Here is an 18,727-nt window from a genome sequence, read left to right as displayed (position 1 = left end):
TTGGACCGTCCCGGCTCGGCCCTGATCGGATCCGTGGTCGTCCATGCGGCGGTCATCGGCGCGGTGGTGCTCGCCCTGATGTTCGGCGCGGGCGCCCCGCCGCCGCGACCGATCGTCAACGCAGTGCCGGTGTCGATCCTGTCCGAGGATATCGTCATGGCCGGGCCCGCCGACGCGCCGTCAGAGGCTCCGGCCAACGACGTCGCGGCCGCGCCTCCGGTCGAGGCGGTCGAGCCGCCGCCGCCGACGCCCACGCCTGTCCCAACTCCCCGGCCGCCCGAGAAGGCCGTGGCACCCCGGCCCACGCCGCGCCCGACACCTCCGCCGCGGCCCTCGACGCCGCCGCCGGCGAAGAAGCGGGACACGCCGCCGCCCCGTCCGCGCGAGGATTCGCTCGACCTCGGGGCGCTGGCCGCCGACCGTCCGAACCGAAGCCCCAACCGCGGAACGATCCCGCCTTCCGGCCAGCAGGCGGCGGGTACGGCAGGCCAGACCAGCGGGCCGGTGATCTCCTCGATGTTCGAGCAGGTCTATCCGAACTGGAACGTCTTCGTGGTCTGCGACATGGAGGGCGGCGACGACCTGCGCATCCAGTTCGACGTCACCCTGTCTCAGGATGGCCGCATCACCGACGGCCCGACCCTCGTCGGCGCGCGCGGCAACCAGGTTTATCAGGCGGCGACCGCCGAGGCCCTGCGGGCCCTCCGCGCCACCGCGCCCTTCGATGTGCCCCGGGGCTTCACCGGCGGCCGCTACCGCCCTACCTTCCTGACCGCCCGCGCCTGCCGGGGACGCTAGGAGGAACGGATGCTGAACCTGATCGCCGCTCTGCTGGTCGCTCTTGCCGGACAGGATGCTGCGCCCGCAGCGCCAACGCCTGCACCGTCCCTCGACCTCGTACCACTCGGCCGTCCCGTCGACCCGCGTGTCGCCGCCGCGGCGGTCGGCGTCTTCAACCAGGTGTATCCGCACTGGCATCTCCGGTGCGACGATCCCGGTTTCGTCCGGGAGCGCATCCAGTTTGACGTGACGCTGGATTCAGGAGGCCGCATCGTTGCCGGACCGACGGTCCTGAAGCCTCGCGACGACCCGGCTTGGCGTGCCGCGGCCGACAGTGCGCGCTTCGCCTTGATTTCCGCGGCCCCGTTCGAGGTCCCTGACGGATTCCCCGGCGGCCGCTACCGTCCGACCTTTCTCGCCGAGCGGGCCTGCGCGGGCTGACGAAGACTGATTCAGTCCCAAAGTCGCCCCAATCGCGGCCATGCTGGCCTTCCATGACCGGTTCGGCGACAAGAACCGGCGGACGTCTCAAACTGCGGGAGCTCCCTATGCAACTGAACCGACTTCTGGCCGGCGTCGCCATCCTCGCGATGACCGTGAGCGCCGCATCGGCTCAGACCCCCGCGGGGCAGGTTCCGTCCCAGCAGCCTGAAGAGGTCATCATCGACCAGGGCGTCCTGCGCCCGTTCCAGATCGCGGTTGCGAACTTCGATGGCGAGAACGGTTCCGAGCTCGGCGACGTCATCCGCGCCGACCTGCGCCGCTCCGGCTATTTCGAGCCTCTGGACCCGGCCAGCTTCGTCGAGACCGGCCTGACGCTGGCCAATGCCCCCAACTTCCCGCAGTGGACCTCGATCGGGGCGCAGGCCGTGCTGTACGGCTCGGTGACGCGCCGCGCGGACAACCGCAACGACTTCGGCTTCCGCCTCTACGATCCCTACCGTCAGTGCCAGCTGGCCTCGTACCGCTTCACCGCCACGCCCGAACAGTGGCGCCGGATCGGGCACAAGATCGCCGACCTGATCTATCAGCGCATGACCGGCGAGAGCGGCTATTTCGACAGCCGCGTGCTGTTCGTGTCGGAGAGCGGCACCCAGCTGAACCGCCTGTCGCGCCTCGCCATTTCGGATCAGGACGGGTTCAACCCGGTCTATCTGACCACGGGCGACGAGATCATCATGTCGCCGCGCTTCTCGCTGAACGACCCCAACGAGATCACCTATGTGGCGCTCGGCAAGGACTACAGCCGCATCTATCTGTTCAACCTGTCAACTGGCCGGCGCGAGTCGCTGGGCGAGTTCGATGGCCAGGTGCTGGCTCCGCGCTTCTCGAACGACGGTTCGAAGATGGCCTTCTCGATCATCCGGGGCGGCAACACCGACGTCTATGTCATGGACCTCGCCAGCCGGCAGGTGCGCCGCCTGACCAACGATCCGGCCATCGACACCTCGCCCTCGTTCAGCCCCGACAACAGCCAGATCGTCTTCACCTCCGACCGGTCCGGCTCCGCCCGCCTGTACGTCATGCGCGCCGACGGCACGGGCCAGCGTCCGATCAGCCGCGGCGGCGGCATCTATACCGCCCCGAACTGGAGCCCGCGCGGCGATCTGATCGCCTTCACCAAACAGGGCGGCGGCCGCTTCTCGACCGGCGTCATGAAGCCCGACGGCACCGGCGAGCGCATCCTGTCGTCCAGCTATTTCGAGGAGGGCCCGTCCTGGGCTCCGAACGGCCGCTACATCATGTTCGCGCGCCAGTCGCCCGGCGGCGACACCCGCCTCTGGACCGTCGACCTGTCCGGCCGGGTGGTCAGCCAGGCCGGCTACAACGGGCGCGGGTCGGACCCGGCCTGGTCGCCCCTGCTGGACGAACAGCCGTCCAATCTCGGCGCCGGCGGCCCCGACAGCTGTTCCACCTGAGTCACAAGCGGAGCCTTTCGGCTCAAATCAACGTTATCGTTGCTGGCGAAATCGCTGGCGCGGCAGTACCCGAGTTTTATAGCAAAGCTGGAGGCCGAGGCCTCGCACCAAGGAGACGATCGATGATGAAGACCTCGACCCTCGTCCGTCTGGCCGCCGTCGGCGTCGCCGTGACGGCCATCGCCGCCTGCACCCCGCGCCGCCCGGTCGACACCGGCGCCGGCGACGGCCCGGGACCGAGCACCGGCCCGCAGTACCCCACCAACCCGTCCGGCCCCGTCGATGGCGGCAACCTCGGCTCGGCCGCGCCGGGCTCGGAGCAGGACTTCGTCGTCAACATCGGCGACCGCGTCTATTTCGACCTCGACAGCTATGAGGTCCGTCCGGACGCCTATCCGCGCCTCGACGCCCAGGTCGCCTGGCTGCAGCGCTATCCGCAGGTCACGGTCCGCATCGAAGGCAATGCCGACGAGCGCGGCACCCGCGAATACAACCTCGCCCTCGGCGCCCGCCGCGCCGAATCGGTTCGCAGCTACCTCGTCTCGCGCGGCGTCTCGGCCGCCCGTATCGACACCATCAGCTACGGCAAGGAACGGCCGATCGCCGCCGGTTCCAACGAGGAAGCCTGGGCCCGCAACCGCAACGGCCACACGGCCATCGTCGGCGGCGCCACGCGCTGATCTGACGGCATTGTCGGAAATCGGAGGGGCGGCCGTTCATCGGCCGCCCCTTTCCTTTTGACCGGCGCGCGGCGGGGCGGCTAGATCGGGGCGGGCGACAGGGGGAACGGCTATGGACATCGACGCGGCGGGCGGGGCGGCTTCAGCCGGCATTCTCGCGGGCGCGATGGAGCGGCCGACGGGTCACGCCGGCGACGCCGAAGGCAACTGCACCGACTGCGGCCAGCCCGTCGACAACCGGTTCTGCCCCAACTGCGGCCAGCCGACCCACGTGCACCGCTCGCTCATGCACCTCGGCGAGGAGATGCTGCACGGCGTCCTGCATTTCGACGCCCGCATCTGGCGCACCCTGCCGCTGCTGGCCATCAATCCGGGCCGGCTGACCCGCGAATGGGTCCAAGGCCGCCGCACCCGCTACGTATCGCCGCTGGCGATGTTCCTCTTCACCGTCTTCCTGATGTTCTTCGCCTTCAGCTTCTCCGGGGCGCTTGAGCCGAACGTGACGACCACCCTCACGCCGGCCGAACGCGCCGAGCTCTTGACCGATCTGGCCGACGCCCGCACCGAGCTTGCGGCGGCGCAGAAGGCGGCTGAGGGAAGCCCCGGCTCTCAGGCGCTCAGGCTGACGGCGCAGGCCCGCGAAACCGCGGTCGGCGTCCTTGAGACCCGCCTTGGCCAGACGCCCTCGGTGGCCAGGCGGACCGACGGGTTCACTCCCGGCACATGGCAGGCCCAGGTCCACGACGCCGTCGCTTCCGGGGACCTGAAGGTCAATCTCGGCGACGAGCACATGAACGAGAAGATCACCAAGAAGCTGCTCAACCCCGACCTCGCCATCTACAAGCTCCAGCAGACCGCCTATAAATTCAGCTTCCTGCTGATCCCGATCTCGATCCCGTTCGTGGCGCTGCTGTTCCTGTGGCGGCGGGGCTTCACCCTTTACGACCACGGGGTTTTCGTCCTCTATTCGCTGACGGCGATGTCGATCCTCGCCATCTTCGTCTCCCTCCTGGGCCCGGTCTGGCAGGGCTTCGCCATTCTCGGCGCCGGATTGTTCACCTTCGGCGTGCCGGTGCACATGTTCGCCCAGCTCAAGGGCGCCTACGGCCTGTCGTGGTTCTCGGCGGCGTGGCGGACCTTCTTCCTGCTGATGTTCTGCAGCATGGCCTTCACCCTCTTCATCCTGGCCATCATCGCGCTCGGCCTGACGGGCTGACGCCTTGCGGCGGCCTCAAATCGGTGGGACGAAAACAACCATGCTCAAGCTGCCCTCCGCCCTTCTCTCGAAAAACGCCCTCGTCACGATCCTGGGGGTCGCCCTGATCGCCGGCACGACCACCGTCGTGGCCCAGACCACGCCCATGGAGCCGATCCAGTGGGACAAGCGCCGGCTCGAACAGCTGGACCGCAACGTCCGCCGCATCGAGCGCGCCCTGACCCAGCGCAACGCCGCCGGCCAGCCCGTCATCGTCGAGCCCGATCCCGAGGTCGTCGCCCTGACCGGCCGCGTCACCCTGATGGACCGCCGCCTGACCGATCTCGAGGCCACGCTGCAACGCGTCAACGGCGACCTTGAGCGGCTGACCTTCCAGCTCGACGAGACCACGCGCGACAACGCCGCCCTGACCACCCGCGTGCGCGACGCCGAGGGCAGGCTGCGCGAAATGGCCGCCGTGGCCCAGCGCGAGGCCGAACTCAACCGCCCGATCAGTTCGACCTCCCCGACGGGTGACGCCGCCCGCGACCTGTCCGCCGCCGTGCGCCTCGCCGCTTCCGACCCCGCCATGGGCGACCGCGCCCTGCAGACCGTCGCCCTCGCCTGGCCCGGCACGCCGCAGGCTCGCGAGGCCAACGCCCGGCTCGGCGACCTGCGCGTCTCGGGCGGCGACCACGCCGGCGCGGTGGCCTTCTACGCCTCCGCCCTCGAGGGCTGGCCGACCACGCCCTGGGCCGGCGCCACGGTGCTCGAACTGGCCACGGCCCTGAACGCCACTGACCGCAAGACCCAGGCCTGCACCGCGCTCGGCGAGTTCGACCGCCGCTACGCCGCCGCCGGCAGCGCCGCCCTGCGTACTCGCGCCGCCGGCCTGCGCACCCAGTTCGCCTGCCCCGCGGCGCCCCGGAGAGCGGGCTGAGCCCTGATGACCCGGCCTGGCTCGATCGGGTCCGCGCACGGCTGACCGAACGGCTTGAGCCGGACGCCGCCCGGCCCGTCGCCTTGGCCCTGTCCGGCGGCGGCGACTCCGTCGCCCTGCTGCACGCCGCCGCTGGCTGGACGCGCGACCACGGCCGCCGCCTGCTGGCCCTGACTGTCGACCACGGCCTCTGCCCCGACAGCGCCCGCTGGACCGATTTCGCCCGCGACGCCGCCCATGCCGCCGGCGCGGACTGGCAGGGCCTGTCATGGGAGGGCCCCAAGCCCGCCGCCGGCCTGCCCGCCGCCGCCCGCGCGGCCCGCCACCGCCTGATCGCCGACGCCGCCCGGCAGGCCGGCGCCCGCGTCATCCTTTTCGCCCACACCGCCGGCGACGTCGCCGAGGGCGAGCTGATGCGGGCCGAAGGCTCCACCCTCGGCCGCCTCCGCGACTGGTCTCCGTCGCCGGTCTGGCCCGAGTGCCGCGGCCTGATGCTGCTCCGCCCCATGCTGGACGTGGCGCGGGCGGACCTGCGCGACTGGCTCACGGCGCAGGGCCTCAGCTGGATCGACGACCCTGCCAACGAAGACCCGAAATACGCCCGCAGTCGCGCACGGCTGTCCCTTCTCCCGTCGGGAACAGCGGGAGACCCCGCCGTCGGGCCTACGAGAATGAGGGGCCCACTCCCTCTCCCGGCGGGAGAGGGATCTTTCCTTATCGACCGCTCCATCGCCCCCCATGCCCTCGCCGCCACCCTCGTCTGCGCGGGCGGCGGCGACCGCCCCCCGCGCGGCGGCCGCCTTGACCGCCTCCTGCAGCGCCTCGGGGCAGGGGAGAGCTTCACCGCCACCCTCTGCGGGGCCCGGATCGAGGCCTCGCCCGATCAAGTCCTCGTGACCCGGGAGCCGGGCGAGTTCTCCCGCCACCCATCGCCGCCCCTGCCGCTCCTGCCCGGCGGAGAAACCGTCTGGGACGGCCGCTGGCTCCTGACCGCCTCCGAACCGGGCTGGAGCGTCGCCCCCGCCGCCGGCCGGCTGGCCTCACTGTCCGGCCCCGACCGCGCCCGTCTCGCCGCCTTGCCGCCTCCCGCGCGAGCCACCCGGCCTGTGCTGATCCGGCACGGCGCGCCTGCCCCGGTTCTTGCAAGCCCGACGGTAACGATGCGTTCGCTGGTCGAGCAGAGACTGGCGTTCGCACTGGACCGAATGACGCATGAGACGGAGCTGGAGCCGCGCGCCGATGGCGCAACGCCCCGGAACCACCTATTTCTGGCGCTGAACTGCTGAAACAGGGGAGCGCGCCGCGCTTCCAGGGATCGAAACGAGAATGAATCTTCGCAATCTGGCCATCTGGGGCGCCGTCATCCTGGGCGCGCTCGCCTTCGATGTGGCCGTCGATCGGGGCGGCTCCTTCGCCACGCCGGGACAGAAGGCGGCCTCCGCCCGTCCGCAGCCGATGAGCTATTCGCAGCTGATCGCCGCGCGCGACGCCAAGGCGATCAAGGCGGTCGAGGTCAAGAACGAGACCCTCACCGTCCTGACCAAGGACGACAAGAAATTCACCGTCGTCACCACCCTGCCGAACGGCGACCTGATCGAGAGCCTGAACGCCTCGGGCGCGCAGATCGACGTCAAGAGCACACGTCAGTCGATCTGGGTCAGCGCCCTGATCGGCCTGCTGCCCTTCATCCTCATCATCGGCCTGTGGATCCTGATCATGCGTCAGATGCAGGGCGGCGCGCGCGGCGCCATGGGCTTCGGCAAGTCCAAGGCCAAGCTCCTGACCGAGCACAAGGGACGCAAGACCTTCGAGGATGTCGCCGGCGTCGAGGAGGCCAAGGACGAGCTCCAGGAGATCGTCGACTTCCTCAAGGACCCGGCCAAGTTCCAGCGCCTCGGCGGCAAGATTCCCAAGGGCGCCCTGCTGGTCGGCCCTCCCGGCACCGGCAAGACCCTGCTGGCTCGCGCTGTCGCGGGCGAGGCGGGCGTGCCCTTCTTCTCGATCTCCGGCTCTGACTTCGTCGAGATGTTCGTCGGCGTCGGCGCCAGCCGCGTGCGCGACATGTTCGAACAGGCCAAGAAGAACGCCCCCTGCATCATCTTCATCGACGAGATCGACGCCGTCGGCCGTCACCGCGGCGCCGGTCTGGGCGGCGGCAATGACGAGCGCGAGCAGACCCTCAACCAGCTGCTGGTCGAGATGGACGGCTTCGAATCCAACGAAGGCATCATCCTGATCGCCGCGACCAACCGCCCCGACGTTCTGGACCCGGCCCTGCTGCGTCCCGGCCGCTTCGACCGTCAGGTCGTGGTGCCCAACCCCGATGTAGGCGGACGCGAGAAGATCCTCCGCGTCCACATGAAGGACGTGCCCCTGGCCGCCGACGTCAACGTCAAGACCATCGCCCGCGGCACGCCAGGCTTCTCCGGCGCCGACCTGGCCAACCTCGTCAACGAGGCGGCCCTGACGGCGGCCCGCAAGGACCGTCGCATGGTCACCCACCGCGACTTCGAGGACGCCAAGGACAAGGTCATGATGGGCGCCGAGCGCAAGTCGATGGCCATGAACGACGAAGAGAAGCGGATGACCGCCTATCACGAGGCCGGCCACGCCCTGGTCGCCATCAACGTCAAGATGGCCGATCCCGTGCACAAGGCCACCATCGTCCCGCGCGGCCGCGCCCTCGGCATGGTCATGCAGCTTCCCGAAGGCGACCGCTATTCGATGAAGTTCCAGCAGATGGTGGACCGCATCGCCATCATGGCCGGCGGCCGGGTGGCCGAGGAGCTGATCTTCGGCAAGGAGAACATCACCTCGGGCGCCAGCTCGGACATCCAGCAGGCCACCAAACTGGCCCGCGCCATGGTCACCCGCTGGGGCTTCTCCGAGAAGCTCGGCACCGTGGCCTATGGCGAGAACCAGGAAGAGGTCTTCCTCGGCCATTCGGTGGCGCGCAGCCAGAACGTCTCGGAAGAGACCGCCCGGATCATCGACGAAGAGGTCAAGCGCATCGTCACCGAAGGCTGGGACGAGGCGCGCCGCATCCTCACCGAAAAGGCCGAGGACCACGAGAAACTGTCCCAGGCCCTGCTCGAATACGAGACCCTGTCCGGCGACGAGATCAAGGACCTGCTGGAGAAGGGCCTCGCCCCGAACCGCGACGAGAACAACTTCCCCAACTCCGGCCCCTCGGTCTCGGTGCCGATCACCCCGGTCTCCGACGGCGTCGACGTCGAACAGCCCACGGTGCACTGAACTCTCCCGGCCCTTCTCCCCTTGCGGGAGAAGGTGCCCCGGAGGGGCGGATGAGGGGTGAGACACCCATTTCTCCGGCAAGCCGCCACCCACCCCGCACTTGAGACGCTGACACAGCCCCCTCATCCGGGCCTCCGGCCCACCTTCTCCCTCAAGGGGAGAAGGAACCCATGACGCTGTGCTTACAATCCGCGTTTCTATAGTCGGATAGCGGAGAGAAACCCCCGCCTTTCCAGACGCATCCCCTTTTCTCAAACCAATCTTCCATCCGCATAAGTCCGCAGGCGCATAATGCTCTCCGTCCCGTCGCACCGGGAGGCGCAAAGGCCTTGCGCCCTTTGGCGACGGGATGTGGAGAAGCGGGGTCAGGGGCGAGGGGGATACTCGTCCGGTCCGGGGATCGGCTGCGCAAGGCCGACCCGCCCGCCGGAGGCGCTGCGGTAAGGCGATAACACCGCCACCCGACGCAAGCTTCCGAACAATCTCCGCGCGGAGCGTCTGACTGCGTCGAAACGGTAATCAACTCTTCTTCTCCGGGCGCAGGCCCGGCGCTCCGCACGCCTCCCGCTCTTCAATCGGAGCCAAGCGCGAACGAACAAGTTTGCATTTCAAACAAGTCTGACGTAAACCACCTCATCACCAAGGGGAGGGCGCGATGTCGTCATCTGAAATCCATCGACCCGACCGCCTGCACGGCCTCGACGCCCTGCGCGGCGGCGCCCTCCTGCTCGGCGTCGTCCTGCACGCCTCGCTGAGCTATCTGCCGACGCCGATCTGGCTCTTCCCGGACGACCAGACCTCGCCGGTCGCCTCGGTGCTGTTCTTCGCCATCCACCTGTTCCGCATGACCGCCTTCTTCCTGATCGCCGGCCTGTTCGCCCACATGCTGCTGGGGCGGCGCGGAACCTGGGGCTTCATCAAGGACCGGCTGATGCGGATCGCCAATCCGCTGTTCGGCCTCTGGTGGGTCGTCTTCCCGGCCTTCATCGCCGTCATCGTCTGGAAGGCCGCGATCGACAACGGCGGCGCCATCCCGACCGACGGGCCGCCGCCCCCGCCGCTGACGCTCGAGACCTTCCCCCTGCTGCACCTCTGGTTCCTCTGGGTGCTGCTGCTGTTCTACGCCGCCTTCCTGCTGCTCCGCGCGCCGGTCGCCGCCCTCGACCGCAATGGCGCAGTGGGACGCCTGTTCGACCGCCTGACCGGCGTCCTGATCGGACCATGGACCCCCATCGTCCTGGCCGCGCCGCTGGCCGTCGCCCTGTGGGCCACGCCCGACTGGATCGCCTTCTTCGGCATCCCCACGCCCGACAAGGGTTTCGTGCCCAACCCCGCCTCGGTCGTCGCCTTCGGCTCGTCCTTCGCCCTCGGCCTGATGCTGGACCGCCGCCGCGACCTGCTGGTCCGGATCGAGCGCCTGTGGCTCGTTTTCACCGTCATGGCCCTCGGCACGGGCGCCGGCGCCCTTGCCCTCGCCGGCGGTCCGGGCCTGTCGCTGGACCCGGTGACCGATCCCTCGCTCAAGATCGCCACCGCCTGCGTCTATGCCGTCGCCGTCTTCACCTCGACCTTCGCCGTAACCGCCCTGTCTCTGCGCTTCCTGTCAGGCCACAGCGCCGTGCGCCGCTACCTCGCCGACGCCTCCTACTGGGTCTACATCGTCCACCTGCCGCTGGTTCTGGTCGGTCAGGTCCTGATGCTGGACGCGCCGCTGCCGTGGTGGGGCAAGCTGGGCGGCATCGTCGTCGGCGTCATGGCCGTCGCCCTGATCAGCTACGAGCTGCTGGTCCGGCACACCTTCCTCGGCCGCTTCCTCAACGGTCGCCGCATCCCGTGGCGCCGCTCACGCCAGCCCGTCCTCGCCCCCGCCGAATAGCTTGCCAACCCCGACCGGCTCGTCCACCCAATCGGGACGAGCCGGTTCCGGAGAATCGCTGATGCCCGCCAAGCCGAAAATGCACTCCGCCGAAGACGACCTCGCCTTCATGCGCTCGATCGTCGAGGGCGGCGGACGACCCTCCCTGACGCTGGCGATCTGCTATCTCGCCGGCGGCCTGCTGTACGGCCTGCAGTGCCTGTTCCACGTCGGACAGGTGATCGGCCTGATCCGCTGGCCCGACCTCGCCAATCTGGCCTTCGTCGTCATGATCACCGTCAGCTTCCTGGCGGTCCTGACCTGGGCGATCCTCAAGGACCGCAAGTCGGGCGCGGCCCGGGGCCCCCTCGCCAGCCGCTCCCTCAACGCCGCCTTCAGCGCCACCGGCATGGCCAACACCGCCGTCATCATCGTCTTCGGCGTCGGCGCGGTCCGCGACAACGACTTCGCCATCTGGCTCTACTACGCCGCCATCGTCTTCGCCCTCCAGGCCGCCGCCTGGTACATGGCGTGGACCCTGAAGAAGAAGGGCTGGATGCTGGCCACCGCCCTCGGCGGCTGGGTCACCGCCGTGGCGCTCGGCCTGCTGGTGCGTCAGCCCGTCTGGTATCTCGGCGTCTGCACCGTCGCCCTGTTCGCCATCTTCGCCTTGCCGGGCTGGGTCATGTTCCGCGAAGCCCGCACCGGATCGAAGGCGGCGGCCTGAGCCATGGGACTGGCCGATCTCGGACGGATCGACGAGGTCATCCACGGCCGCATGCGGCTGGGGATCATGGTCTATCTGGCCGATGTCGACGCCGCCGACTTCACCGAGCTCAAGACCGTGCTCGAGGCGACGCAGGGCAACCTCTCCGTCCATCTCAAGAAGCTGGAGGAGGCGGGCTATGTCGCCATCTCCAAGAGCTTCGTCGCCAACAAGCCCTTGACCCGTGTCGCCATCACCCAGGACGGCCGCCGCGCCTTCGCCGCCTACCTCGAGACCATCGGCGCCCTGATCGGGGGCAGGGAATGACGGCCCGCGCCCAAGTCATGGGCATCGTCAACGTCACGCCGGACAGCTTCTCCGACGGCGGCCGCCTGTCGTCCGTCGAGGCCGCCGTCGCCCATGGCCTGAAGCTGATCGAACAGGGCGCCGACCTCCTCGATATCGGCGGCGAGAGCACGCGCCCCGGCGCCGATCCCGTCTCCGAAGCGGACGAGATCGCCCGTACCGCGCCCGTGATCGAAGGCCTGCGCGCCCGCTGGCCCGGCCCGATCAGCATCGACACCATGAAGCCAGCCGTCGCCCGCGCCGCCGTCGCCGCCGGCGCCACGATGTGGAACGACGTGACCGCCCTCGGCTTCGCCCCCGACAGCCTTACGACCGCCGCCGAACTCGGATGCGACGTCGTCCTGATGCACATGAAGGGCGAGCCCCGCACCATGCAGGCCGCGCCCCACTACGACGACGTGGTCGCCGAGGTCGTCGACTGGCTCCTCGCCCGCGCTGAAGCCGCCATAGCAGCAGGCATCGTCCGTGAGCGCATCTGGCTCGATCCCGGCCTCGGCTTCGGCAAGACCGCCGCCCACAACCTCGCCCTGACCGCCCACCTCGAGCGCCTGACAGCCTCCGGCTTCCCCGTGCTCTACGGAGCCAGCCGCAAGCGCACCATCCAGACCGTCGACCCGACCGCCACGGATACCGCCGACCGCCTCGGCGGCTCCCTCGCCCTCGCGCTGGAGGCCGCCCGCAAAGGCGCCGCCGTCATCCGCGTCCACGACGTCCGCGAAACGGTCCAGGCGCTCGCCGTGCAGGCCGCTGTCATCGCGGAGGGCTCGGGCCGATGAACGCCCTGACCGGCCCCTACATCGCGCCGATCTTGATGCTGGCGCTGTCGAACGTCTTCATGACCTTCGCCTGGTACGGCCACCTCAAGTTCGGATCGAAGCCCCTCGCCATCGTGGTCATGGTCAGCTGGTCGATCGCCTTCTTCGAATACTGGCTGGCGGTCCCGGCCAACCGCATCGGCCATCAGGTCTATTCGGCGGCCGAGCTGAAGACGATGCAGGAGGTCATCACCCTCGTCGTCTTCGCCGCCTTCTCGGTCCTCTATCTCGGCGAGAAGCTGACCCTGAACCATGCCGTCGGCTTCGCCTTCATCGCCCTCGGCGCCTGGTTCATCTTCCGCGGGCCGCTGGCGGGGTGAAACCGCCCTTGCCGAGTCGATGCGGATTCGCCATCCCGTGCCCATGACCTCGCCCACCGGACGCGTCCTGATCATCGCCGGCTCCGATTCCGGAGGCGGGGCCGGCATACAGGCCGACATCAAGGCCGTGACCGCCATGGGCGGATACGCCGCCACGGCCATCACCGCCATCACCGTCCAGAACACGCTCGGCGTTCACGGCGTCCACCCCCTGCCGCTCGACCTGATCGAGGCGCAGGCCCGGGCGGTGCTGGACGACATCGGCGCCGACGCCATCAAGACCGGCATGCTCGGCTCCACCGAGGTGGTCGAGCGCGTCGCCGCCATCCTTGCCTCCTCAGACGCCCCCGCCGTGGTCGACCCTGTGATGATCGCCAAGGGCGGCCAGCCCCTGTTGCCGGACGAGGCCGTGGCCGCGGTGCGGACGCTGATGGTCCCCCGCGCCGCCCTGCTGACTCCGAACGCGCCGGAGGCGGAAGCACTGACCGGTGTTCCCGTCGCCGATCTCGACGGCCAGCGCCGCGCCGGCGAGGCGCTGCTGGCCCTCGGCGCCCGGGCCGTGCTGATGAAGGGCGGCCACGTCCCCGGCGAGACGGTGATCGATCTGCTGCTCACCCCGACCGGCGAGACCCTGCTCGAAGGGCCGCGGGTCGACACCCGGCACACCCACGGGACCGGCTGCACCCTCGCCAGCGCCTGCGCCGCCGGGCTGGCGAAGGGGCTGCCGCTGGACGTCGCCGTCGCCGAGGCCTGGGCCTATGTCGCCGAGGCCATCCGCCGCGCGCCGGGACTGGGGCAGGGACACGGTCCCCTCGACCACGGCTGGCCATTGAGGGACGCCCGATGAGCGATCTGGAGACCCGCCTCGCCGGCATCGTCCGCACCGATCCCGGCCTCATGCACGTCCTGACCACGGTGCGCGGGCTCGGCCTCAACGATTGGCGAGTCTTCTCCGGCGCCGTCTACCAGAACGTCTGGAACGCCGTCACGGGCCGCCCCACCGGCTACGGCATCCGCGATTACGACCTCGGCTATTTCGATCCCGACACCTCGTGGGACGCCGAGGACGTCGTCATCAAGCGCGTGGCGGCCGCCTTCGAACCGCCTTTCCGCGACATGGTCGAGGTCCGCAACCAGGCCCGCGTCCACCTCTGGTTCGAGGGCAAGTTCGGCGAGCCCTACGAGGCCCTGAGCGGCACGGACGAGGCCCTGGCCCGCTTCGTCGCGCCTGCCTTCGCCGTTGGCGTGCGCCTCGAGGATGACGACTCGATCAGCGTCGCGGCCCCCTTCGGCCTCGACGATGTGTTCGGCATGGTGCTGAGACCCAATCCCCGACGTGGACTGGCCAACGGCTGGGCCCGCGTCGTCGCCAACGCCACGGCTCGCTGGCCCGAACTTCAGGTGATCGAGCCGGACAGCCGCGGATAGATGTCACGGTCCACCTTCTCCATGTGACGCAGAGGATCGGCCGGCTCGAAGCCGTATTGCGCGTACAGACCGTGCGCGTCGGCCGTCGCCAGCCCCCAGCGCCGCAGATCCTGCACCTCCGGATGCGCCATGATCCCTTCCATCAGCGACTTGCCGAGACCGCAGCCCCGGCTCTCCGCATCGACGAACACGTCGCACAGCCAGGCGAAGGTCGCGCCGTCGGTGACTACCCGCCCGAAGGCGGCCAGCCGCTCGCCCTCGAACAGACCGAAGCAGATCGAACCCCGGCAGGCGCGCTCGAACACCGCCCACGGGATCGCCTTGCCCCAGTAGCTCTCGTCCGCGATCCACCGCCAGGCGGTGCGCAGTTCGTCGTGGGTCAGTTCGGTGCGCAGGTCGGTCATCGGCTCATCTTTTCCGGAACGCAGCGGTAGCGTAACAGCCTGCCCATGCGCCAGTGGACCGTAGACGCCTTCGCCGCCGCCCCCTTCCGCGGCAACCCCGCCTGCGTGGTCGAGCCGTTCGACCAGTGGCCCTCCGATGACTGGATGCAGGCGCTGGCGAAGGAGAACAATCAGGCCGAGACCGCCTTCCTGCTGCGCACCGACGATCCGGCCCGCTTCGGCCTGCGCTGGTTCACTCCGGGACGCGAGGTCGATCTCTGCGGTCACGCCACGTTGGGCTCGGCGCACGTCCTGATCGCCGAGCTCGGCGCCGACGCCGCCGCCCTGACCTTCGACACCCGGTCCGGGCCGCTGATCGTGAGCCGGGTCGGCGAGGGCTATGAGATGGATTTCCCGGCCGATCCGCCGCGCCGCACCGGCTCGCTCGCCGGACTTGCCGAAGCGCTCGGCGTAGAGCCGGTCGAGGTCTGGGCCGGCCGCTATCTGGTCGCGGTCCTGACGGACGCCGACGCGGTCCGATCCGTCAGTCCCGACACTGCTGGCATCGCCGGCCTGCAGGGTGAGGCGGGTGAATCGGGCCAGGTGATCGTCTGCGCCCTCGCCGGCCACGGAGACGATGTCGACGTGGTCGACCGTTTCTTCGCCCCCGGCTGCGGCATAGAAGAGGATCCGGCCACCGGCTCGGCCCACTGCATCCTGGGCCCGCTCTATGCCGACAAGCTCGGTCGGCCCGAAGTGACCTTCCGCCAGGTCTTCCCCGGCCGCGGCGGCGATATCCAGACCGAGGTCCGCGGCGACCGCGTCCTGCTGCGCGGGCAGGCGGTCACCGTCATCGAAAGCCGTCTGCGCCTCACGCCATAGGAAAGGGCGCCGCCCTTTCGGACGGCGCCCCTCGGACCTCCCGGGGAGGAAAGGTCAGGCCTTAGTAGCGGCGGTTGTCGCGGTCGCGACGTTCGGCGCGGACCTGCACGGCCAGACGGTCGTAGCGACGATCAAGGTCGCTGCGCTCGGCGCGGGTCAGACCGCCGCGCATGTAGCTGCGCTCCAGACGGACCAGCGTGTTGAGCTCCGACTTCAGCCGGGTCGCCTCGCGGCGGCTCAGGGCGCCGTTGCGCAGGCCGTTGTCGATCCGGCGATCGAGCTGGTACTTGCGCTGGCTGATCGACTGCCAGTTGCCGTAGTTCTGCTCGTAGCGGTCGCCACGGTTTTGTTCGTAGCGGTCGCCACGGTCGTGACGGTCATAGTTTTGGGCCGCTGCCGGAACCGCGACCGACGCCGCGGCGATGGCCAGCAGGGGGATGAGGGCTTTCTTCATCATCGGTCTTATCCTTCGCGTTCACGCTTGCCGAACTGGCTGCGTTGACACGGAGAAAAGCACTTTCGATCTGAGCCCGATCTGAACGGCTTGTGTCAGGTAGCGTTCATGTCGATTACAAAGCGTCCACGGGCTGTCTCGCCCTCACGCGAGGACGCGCGTATGGATCGGCGGTAACGGTCGGGGAGCGGTGAAATATGTCTACACGCGCCGTTCAGCCGTCGTTCAGAGCCTTGGGCCTAGACCGTCCCACATGACCCGGATGCCTGTTTACATCCTTGCCGCCCTGATCGCCGCCGCGCCGCTTTCCGCCGCGGCGCAGGATCGTGGCGAGCGCGGCGGACGCGACCGTGACGGCGAACGTCCGCGCCGCGAACAGTCGGACGAACGCCCGCGCGTCAGCGTCGGCGCCGCCGTCCAGCGCGCGTCGGCCGGCCGCCCCGGTCGCTTCCTCGGCGCCAGCAATCGCGGCGACATGATCGTGGTGCGTTGGGAATATCCCGGCGGCCGCGTCGCCGACATCATGGTCGACGGCCAGAGCGGCCGCGTAATCGGAGAACGCTGAATGCGCGTGCTGCTAGTCGAGGACGACGCCGATCTGTCGCGCCAGCTGAAAGGCGCTCTGTCCGACGCCGGCTACGCTGTCGACCACGCCGCGGACGGCGAGGAGGCCCATTTCCTCGGCGATACCGAGCCCTATGACGTTGTCGTGCTGGATCTCGGCCTGCCCAAGATCGACGGCGTTTCGGTGCTCGAACGCTGGCGGCGCGACGGCAAGACGACGCCGGTGCTGATCCTGACGGCGCGCGGCGCCTGGTCGGACAAGGTTTCCGGCTTCGACGCCGGGGCCGACGACTATCTGACCAAGCCCTTCCACACCGAGGAACTGCTGGCCCGCCTGCGCGCCCTGCTGCGGCGCTCGGCCGGCATCGCCTCCTCGACCCTGTCCTGCGGCGGCCTGCGTCTGGATCCCCGCGCGGCCCGCGCCAGCGTCAACGGCGAGCCCCTGCGCCTGACCTCGCTCGAATACCGCCTGCTGCACTATCTGATGATGCATCAGGGCCGGGTGATCAGCCGGACAGAACTGGTCGAGCACCTCTACGATCAGGACTTCGACCGCGACTCCAACACCATCGAGGTCTTCGTCGGCCGTCTCCGCAAGAAGATCGGCCCCGACCGGATCGAGACGGTCCGCGGCCTCGGCTACCGTCTGACGCCCCTGCCCGGGGAGAGCGAGGGCGCGTGACGGACGCCTCGGGGGGCAGCGCCGACACCACCGCGGACCCGCCGCGCACCTGGGGCCGGTGGTTCGGCCGTCCGGGCCGCAGCCTGACGCGCCGCCTGATCTGGCTGGCCTCCGCCTGGATCGTGCTCGCCCTCGTTCTGACGGGCTGGGCCCTGACCAACCAGTATCAGGAGACGGCCCTGCGCCGTCTCAGCAACGTCCTCGGCGACACCATCGACGAGGTCGTTCTGGCTTCCAACGCCCTGCCGGACGGCTCGATCACCGTCGGCGAGGTCAAGGACGAGCGCACGCTTCGCGCCTTGTCAGGGAAATACTGGGCCGTCGCCGACCGGGCTCCGGGCGGTAAACTGCGCATCCTCGTGCGCTCGCCGTCGCTGGCGGGCGAGAACCTGACCATTCCGGCGGAGCTGCCGAACCGGCTCGCGGCGGCCCGCGGCGCCCAGATCAGCTACAACGACCCCGACGGCCTGCGTTCGGGCGGCGAGGGCCCCCTCGGCGTGCCGCTGCGCGTCGCCGCCAGCATGAAGCAACTGCCCGGGCGGACCCAGCCGGTTGTCTTCCTCGCCGGGCTCGACCGGTCGAACATCGACCGCGACACCCAGCAGTTCGCCACCTTCACCTGGACCGCCCTGCTGATCCTCGGCCTCGGTCTCGTGATCGCCGTCTTCCTGCAGGTCCAGATCGGCCTGCGCCCGCTCTACGCCCTGCGCAACGAGATCGCCGATGTCCGCAAGGGCCGGGCCGCCCGTATCGCCCGCAGCTATCCTGTCGAAATCCAGCCGCTGGCCGAACAGGTTAACCGCCTGCTCGACCACAATCAGGAGACCGTCGAGCGCCAGCGGACCCACGTCGGAAACCTCGCCCATGCCCTGAAGACGCCCCTCTCCGTCATGCTGGCGGAGGCGGGGACCGAGCAGGGCCCGCTGCCCGACATGGTCCGCAAACAGACCGAGGTCATGAAGGCCCAGGTCGATCACCATCTGCGCCGCGCCCGCGCCGCCGCCCGCGCCCAGATGCTGGGCGAAATCACCCCCGTCGCCGAGGTGCTGGACGAGATGGCGGTGATGCTGGAACGCGTCTTCGAGACCAAGGGCGTGGTCATCGACTGGCGCGCCCCCGATGAACTCGCCTTCCGCGGCGAGCGGCAGGACCTTCAGGAACTACTCGGCAACCTGCTCGAGAACGCCTGCAAATGGTCGAAAAAGCGGGTGCGCGTCTCCGCCGGACCCACGGGTCTCGGCCAGATGGTCGTGGTGGTCGAGGACGACGGGCCCGGCCTGCCCGCCGAACAGCGCGAGGCCGCCCTGCTTCGGGGATCGCGCATGGACGAGACCACGCCCGGCTCCGGCCTCGGCCTGTCGATCGTGGTCGAACTAACCCGGGCCTATGGCGGCCGCATCTCCCTGTCCGACAGCGAACTCGGCGGTCTGAAGGCCGTGCTGGAGCTTCCCTCCGCCGAGGCTTGACGGTTCGTCAGACAGCGGATGTTAACCCTCACGGGTC

General features: G+C 69.5%; 21 protein-coding genes. 19 read left to right on the top strand and 2 right to left on the bottom strand.

Features of this window, described 5'->3' with window-relative positions; genetic code table 11:
* From GGQ87_RS02335 to GGQ87_RS02265, 15 genes are all read left to right on the top strand, one after another.
* Complete coding sequence (locus tag GGQ87_RS02335) at window positions 1–798, top strand: hypothetical protein (protein ID WP_168045102.1); 798 nt, start codon at window positions 1–3, stop codon at window positions 796–798.
* Window positions 799–807: 9 nt separating this feature from the next.
* A complete protein-coding gene (locus GGQ87_RS02330) occupies window positions 808–1,221 on the top strand; it encodes a hypothetical protein (RefSeq protein ID WP_168045101.1) in 414 nt (137 codons plus the stop codon).
* 107 nt (window positions 1,222–1,328) lie between these two features.
* Window positions 1,329–2,699, top strand: coding sequence for a Tol-Pal system beta propeller repeat protein TolB (tolB, locus tag GGQ87_RS02325; RefSeq protein WP_168045100.1), 1,371 nt, complete (start codon window positions 1,329–1,331; stop codon window positions 2,697–2,699).
* A gap of 125 nt (window positions 2,700–2,824) precedes the next feature.
* Window positions 2,825–3,379, top strand: a complete 555-nt coding sequence (gene pal / locus GGQ87_RS02320; protein ID WP_168047246.1) for a peptidoglycan-associated lipoprotein Pal — start codon at window positions 2,825–2,827, stop codon at window positions 3,377–3,379.
* Window positions 3,380–3,491: 112 nt separating this feature from the next.
* The gene (locus GGQ87_RS02315; RefSeq protein WP_168045099.1) at window positions 3,492–4,595 is read left to right on the top strand and encodes a DUF3667 domain-containing protein; all 1,104 of its coding nucleotides are present in this window, start codon (window positions 3,492–3,494) and stop codon (window positions 4,593–4,595) included.
* A gap of 40 nt (window positions 4,596–4,635) precedes the next feature.
* Window positions 4,636–5,514, top strand: a complete 879-nt coding sequence (locus GGQ87_RS02310) for a tol-pal system YbgF family protein (RefSeq protein WP_168045098.1) — start codon at window positions 4,636–4,638, stop codon at window positions 5,512–5,514.
* 83 nt (window positions 5,515–5,597) lie between these two features.
* Window positions 5,598–6,800, top strand: coding sequence for a tRNA lysidine(34) synthetase TilS (tilS, locus tag GGQ87_RS02305; protein WP_245161398.1), 1,203 nt, complete (start codon window positions 5,598–5,600; stop codon window positions 6,798–6,800).
* Between the two features lie 40 nt (window positions 6,801–6,840).
* On the top strand, window positions 6,841–8,769 hold the full coding sequence (gene ftsH, locus GGQ87_RS02300; protein WP_168045097.1) for an ATP-dependent zinc metalloprotease FtsH: 1,929 nt from the start codon (window positions 6,841–6,843) through the stop codon (window positions 8,767–8,769).
* A gap of 655 nt (window positions 8,770–9,424) precedes the next feature.
* Window positions 9,425–10,645: an acyltransferase family protein gene (locus GGQ87_RS02295; RefSeq protein ID WP_168045096.1), complete on the top strand. Its 1,221-nt coding sequence runs from the start codon at window positions 9,425–9,427 to the stop codon at window positions 10,643–10,645.
* 61 nt (window positions 10,646–10,706) lie between these two features.
* Window positions 10,707–11,351 carry a hypothetical protein gene (locus GGQ87_RS02290; RefSeq protein WP_168045095.1) on the top strand — a complete coding sequence of 215 codons (645 nt, stop codon included), beginning with the start codon at window positions 10,707–10,709 and terminating at the stop codon, window positions 11,349–11,351.
* A 3-nt stretch (window positions 11,352–11,354) separates the two neighbouring features.
* A complete protein-coding gene (locus tag GGQ87_RS02285) occupies window positions 11,355–11,657 on the top strand; it encodes a winged helix-turn-helix domain-containing protein (protein ID WP_168045094.1) in 303 nt (100 codons plus the stop codon).
* A complete protein-coding gene (folP, locus tag GGQ87_RS02280) occupies window positions 11,654–12,472 on the top strand; it encodes a dihydropteroate synthase (RefSeq protein WP_209282379.1) in 819 nt (272 codons plus the stop codon). The genes GGQ87_RS02285 and folP overlap by 4 nt, the downstream gene beginning before the upstream one ends.
* Complete coding sequence (locus tag GGQ87_RS02275; protein ID WP_168045093.1) at window positions 12,469–12,831, top strand: DMT family protein; 363 nt, start codon at window positions 12,469–12,471, stop codon at window positions 12,829–12,831. Before folP ends, GGQ87_RS02275 begins: the two co-directional genes overlap by 4 nt.
* A gap of 43 nt (window positions 12,832–12,874) precedes the next feature.
* Window positions 12,875–13,678, top strand: a complete 804-nt coding sequence (gene thiD / locus GGQ87_RS02270; protein ID WP_168045092.1) for a bifunctional hydroxymethylpyrimidine kinase/phosphomethylpyrimidine kinase — start codon at window positions 12,875–12,877, stop codon at window positions 13,676–13,678.
* Window positions 13,675–14,259 carry a nucleotidyltransferase family protein gene (locus GGQ87_RS02265; protein WP_168045091.1) on the top strand — a complete coding sequence of 195 codons (585 nt, stop codon included), beginning with the start codon at window positions 13,675–13,677 and terminating at the stop codon, window positions 14,257–14,259. Before thiD ends, GGQ87_RS02265 begins: the two co-directional genes overlap by 4 nt.
* Here GGQ87_RS02265 and GGQ87_RS02260 read toward each other — a convergent pair.
* Window positions 14,229–14,663 carry a GNAT family N-acetyltransferase gene (locus tag GGQ87_RS02260; RefSeq protein ID WP_168045090.1) on the bottom strand — a complete coding sequence of 145 codons (435 nt, stop codon included), beginning with the start codon at window positions 14,661–14,663 and terminating at the stop codon, window positions 14,229–14,231. The two genes, GGQ87_RS02265 and GGQ87_RS02260, sit on opposite strands and share 31 nt — an antisense overlap.
* Window positions 14,664–14,708: 45 nt before the next feature.
* Between GGQ87_RS02260 and GGQ87_RS02255 the strand changes: the two genes are divergently transcribed.
* Window positions 14,709–15,524: a PhzF family phenazine biosynthesis protein gene (locus tag GGQ87_RS02255; protein WP_168045089.1), complete on the top strand. Its 816-nt coding sequence runs from the start codon at window positions 14,709–14,711 to the stop codon at window positions 15,522–15,524.
* A 61-nt stretch (window positions 15,525–15,585) separates the two neighbouring features.
* Here the strand turns inward: GGQ87_RS02255 and GGQ87_RS02250 are convergent, their stop codons facing one another.
* Window positions 15,586–15,978, bottom strand: a complete 393-nt coding sequence (locus tag GGQ87_RS02250; RefSeq protein ID WP_168047240.1) for a hypothetical protein — start codon at window positions 15,976–15,978, stop codon at window positions 15,586–15,588.
* A gap of 253 nt (window positions 15,979–16,231) precedes the next feature.
* Between GGQ87_RS02250 and GGQ87_RS02245 the strand changes: the two genes are divergently transcribed.
* Genes GGQ87_RS02245 through GGQ87_RS02235 form a run of 3 tightly spaced genes read left to right on the top strand, consistent with a single transcriptional unit; the run spans window position 16,232 to window position 18,690 of the window.
* Window positions 16,232–16,543, top strand: a complete 312-nt coding sequence (locus tag GGQ87_RS02245) for a hypothetical protein (protein ID WP_168045088.1) — start codon at window positions 16,232–16,234, stop codon at window positions 16,541–16,543.
* Entirely contained in the window at window positions 16,544–17,224 is a 681-nt protein-coding gene (locus GGQ87_RS02240; protein ID WP_168045087.1) for a response regulator transcription factor, read from the top strand.
* A complete protein-coding gene (locus GGQ87_RS02235) occupies window positions 17,221–18,690 on the top strand; it encodes an ATP-binding protein (RefSeq protein WP_168045086.1) in 1,470 nt (489 codons plus the stop codon). The genes GGQ87_RS02240 and GGQ87_RS02235 overlap by 4 nt, the downstream gene beginning before the upstream one ends.
* The last annotated feature ends 37 nt before the right edge of the window (window positions 18,691–18,727 follow it).

The sequence above is a fragment of the Brevundimonas alba genome, from assembly GCF_011927945.1.
GTDB classification, from domain to species: domain Bacteria; phylum Pseudomonadota; class Alphaproteobacteria; order Caulobacterales; family Caulobacteraceae; genus Brevundimonas; species Brevundimonas alba.
This window is presented reverse-complemented; position numbering and strand designations above follow the sequence as displayed.

Coding starts and splice junctions, on each gene's coding strand:
- GGQ87_RS02295 (WP_168045096.1), top strand. CDS start 9,425: ATGTCGTCATCTGAAATCCATCGACCCGACCGCCTGCACGGCCTCGAC.
- GGQ87_RS02275 (WP_168045093.1), top strand. CDS start 12,469: ATGAACGCCCTGACCGGCCCCTACATCGCGCCGATCTTGATGCTGGCG.
- GGQ87_RS02255 (WP_168045089.1), top strand. CDS start 14,709: ATGCGCCAGTGGACCGTAGACGCCTTCGCCGCCGCCCCCTTCCGCGGC.
- folP (WP_209282379.1), top strand. CDS start 11,654: ATGACGGCCCGCGCCCAAGTCATGGGCATCGTCAACGTCACGCCGGAC.
- GGQ87_RS02240 (WP_168045087.1), top strand. CDS start 16,544: ATGCGCGTGCTGCTAGTCGAGGACGACGCCGATCTGTCGCGCCAGCTG.
- GGQ87_RS02265 (WP_168045091.1), top strand. CDS start 13,675: ATGAGCGATCTGGAGACCCGCCTCGCCGGCATCGTCCGCACCGATCCC.
- GGQ87_RS02260 (WP_168045090.1), bottom strand. CDS start 14,663: ATGACCGACCTGCGCACCGAACTGACCCACGACGAACTGCGCACCGCC.
- GGQ87_RS02285 (WP_168045094.1), top strand. CDS start 11,355: ATGGGACTGGCCGATCTCGGACGGATCGACGAGGTCATCCACGGCCGC.
- ftsH (WP_168045097.1), top strand. CDS start 6,841: ATGAATCTTCGCAATCTGGCCATCTGGGGCGCCGTCATCCTGGGCGCG.
- GGQ87_RS02310 (WP_168045098.1), top strand. CDS start 4,636: ATGCTCAAGCTGCCCTCCGCCCTTCTCTCGAAAAACGCCCTCGTCACG.
- GGQ87_RS02290 (WP_168045095.1), top strand. CDS start 10,707: ATGCCCGCCAAGCCGAAAATGCACTCCGCCGAAGACGACCTCGCCTTC.
- GGQ87_RS02330 (WP_168045101.1), top strand. CDS start 808: ATGCTGAACCTGATCGCCGCTCTGCTGGTCGCTCTTGCCGGACAGGAT.
- thiD (WP_168045092.1), top strand. CDS start 12,875: ATGACCTCGCCCACCGGACGCGTCCTGATCATCGCCGGCTCCGATTCC.
- GGQ87_RS02245 (WP_168045088.1), top strand. CDS start 16,232: ATGACCCGGATGCCTGTTTACATCCTTGCCGCCCTGATCGCCGCCGCG.
- pal (WP_168047246.1), top strand. CDS start 2,825: ATGAAGACCTCGACCCTCGTCCGTCTGGCCGCCGTCGGCGTCGCCGTG.
- tolB (WP_168045100.1), top strand. CDS start 1,329: ATGCAACTGAACCGACTTCTGGCCGGCGTCGCCATCCTCGCGATGACC.
- GGQ87_RS02315 (WP_168045099.1), top strand. CDS start 3,492: ATGGACATCGACGCGGCGGGCGGGGCGGCTTCAGCCGGCATTCTCGCG.
- GGQ87_RS02250 (WP_168047240.1), bottom strand. CDS start 15,978: ATGAAGAAAGCCCTCATCCCCCTGCTGGCCATCGCCGCGGCGTCGGTC.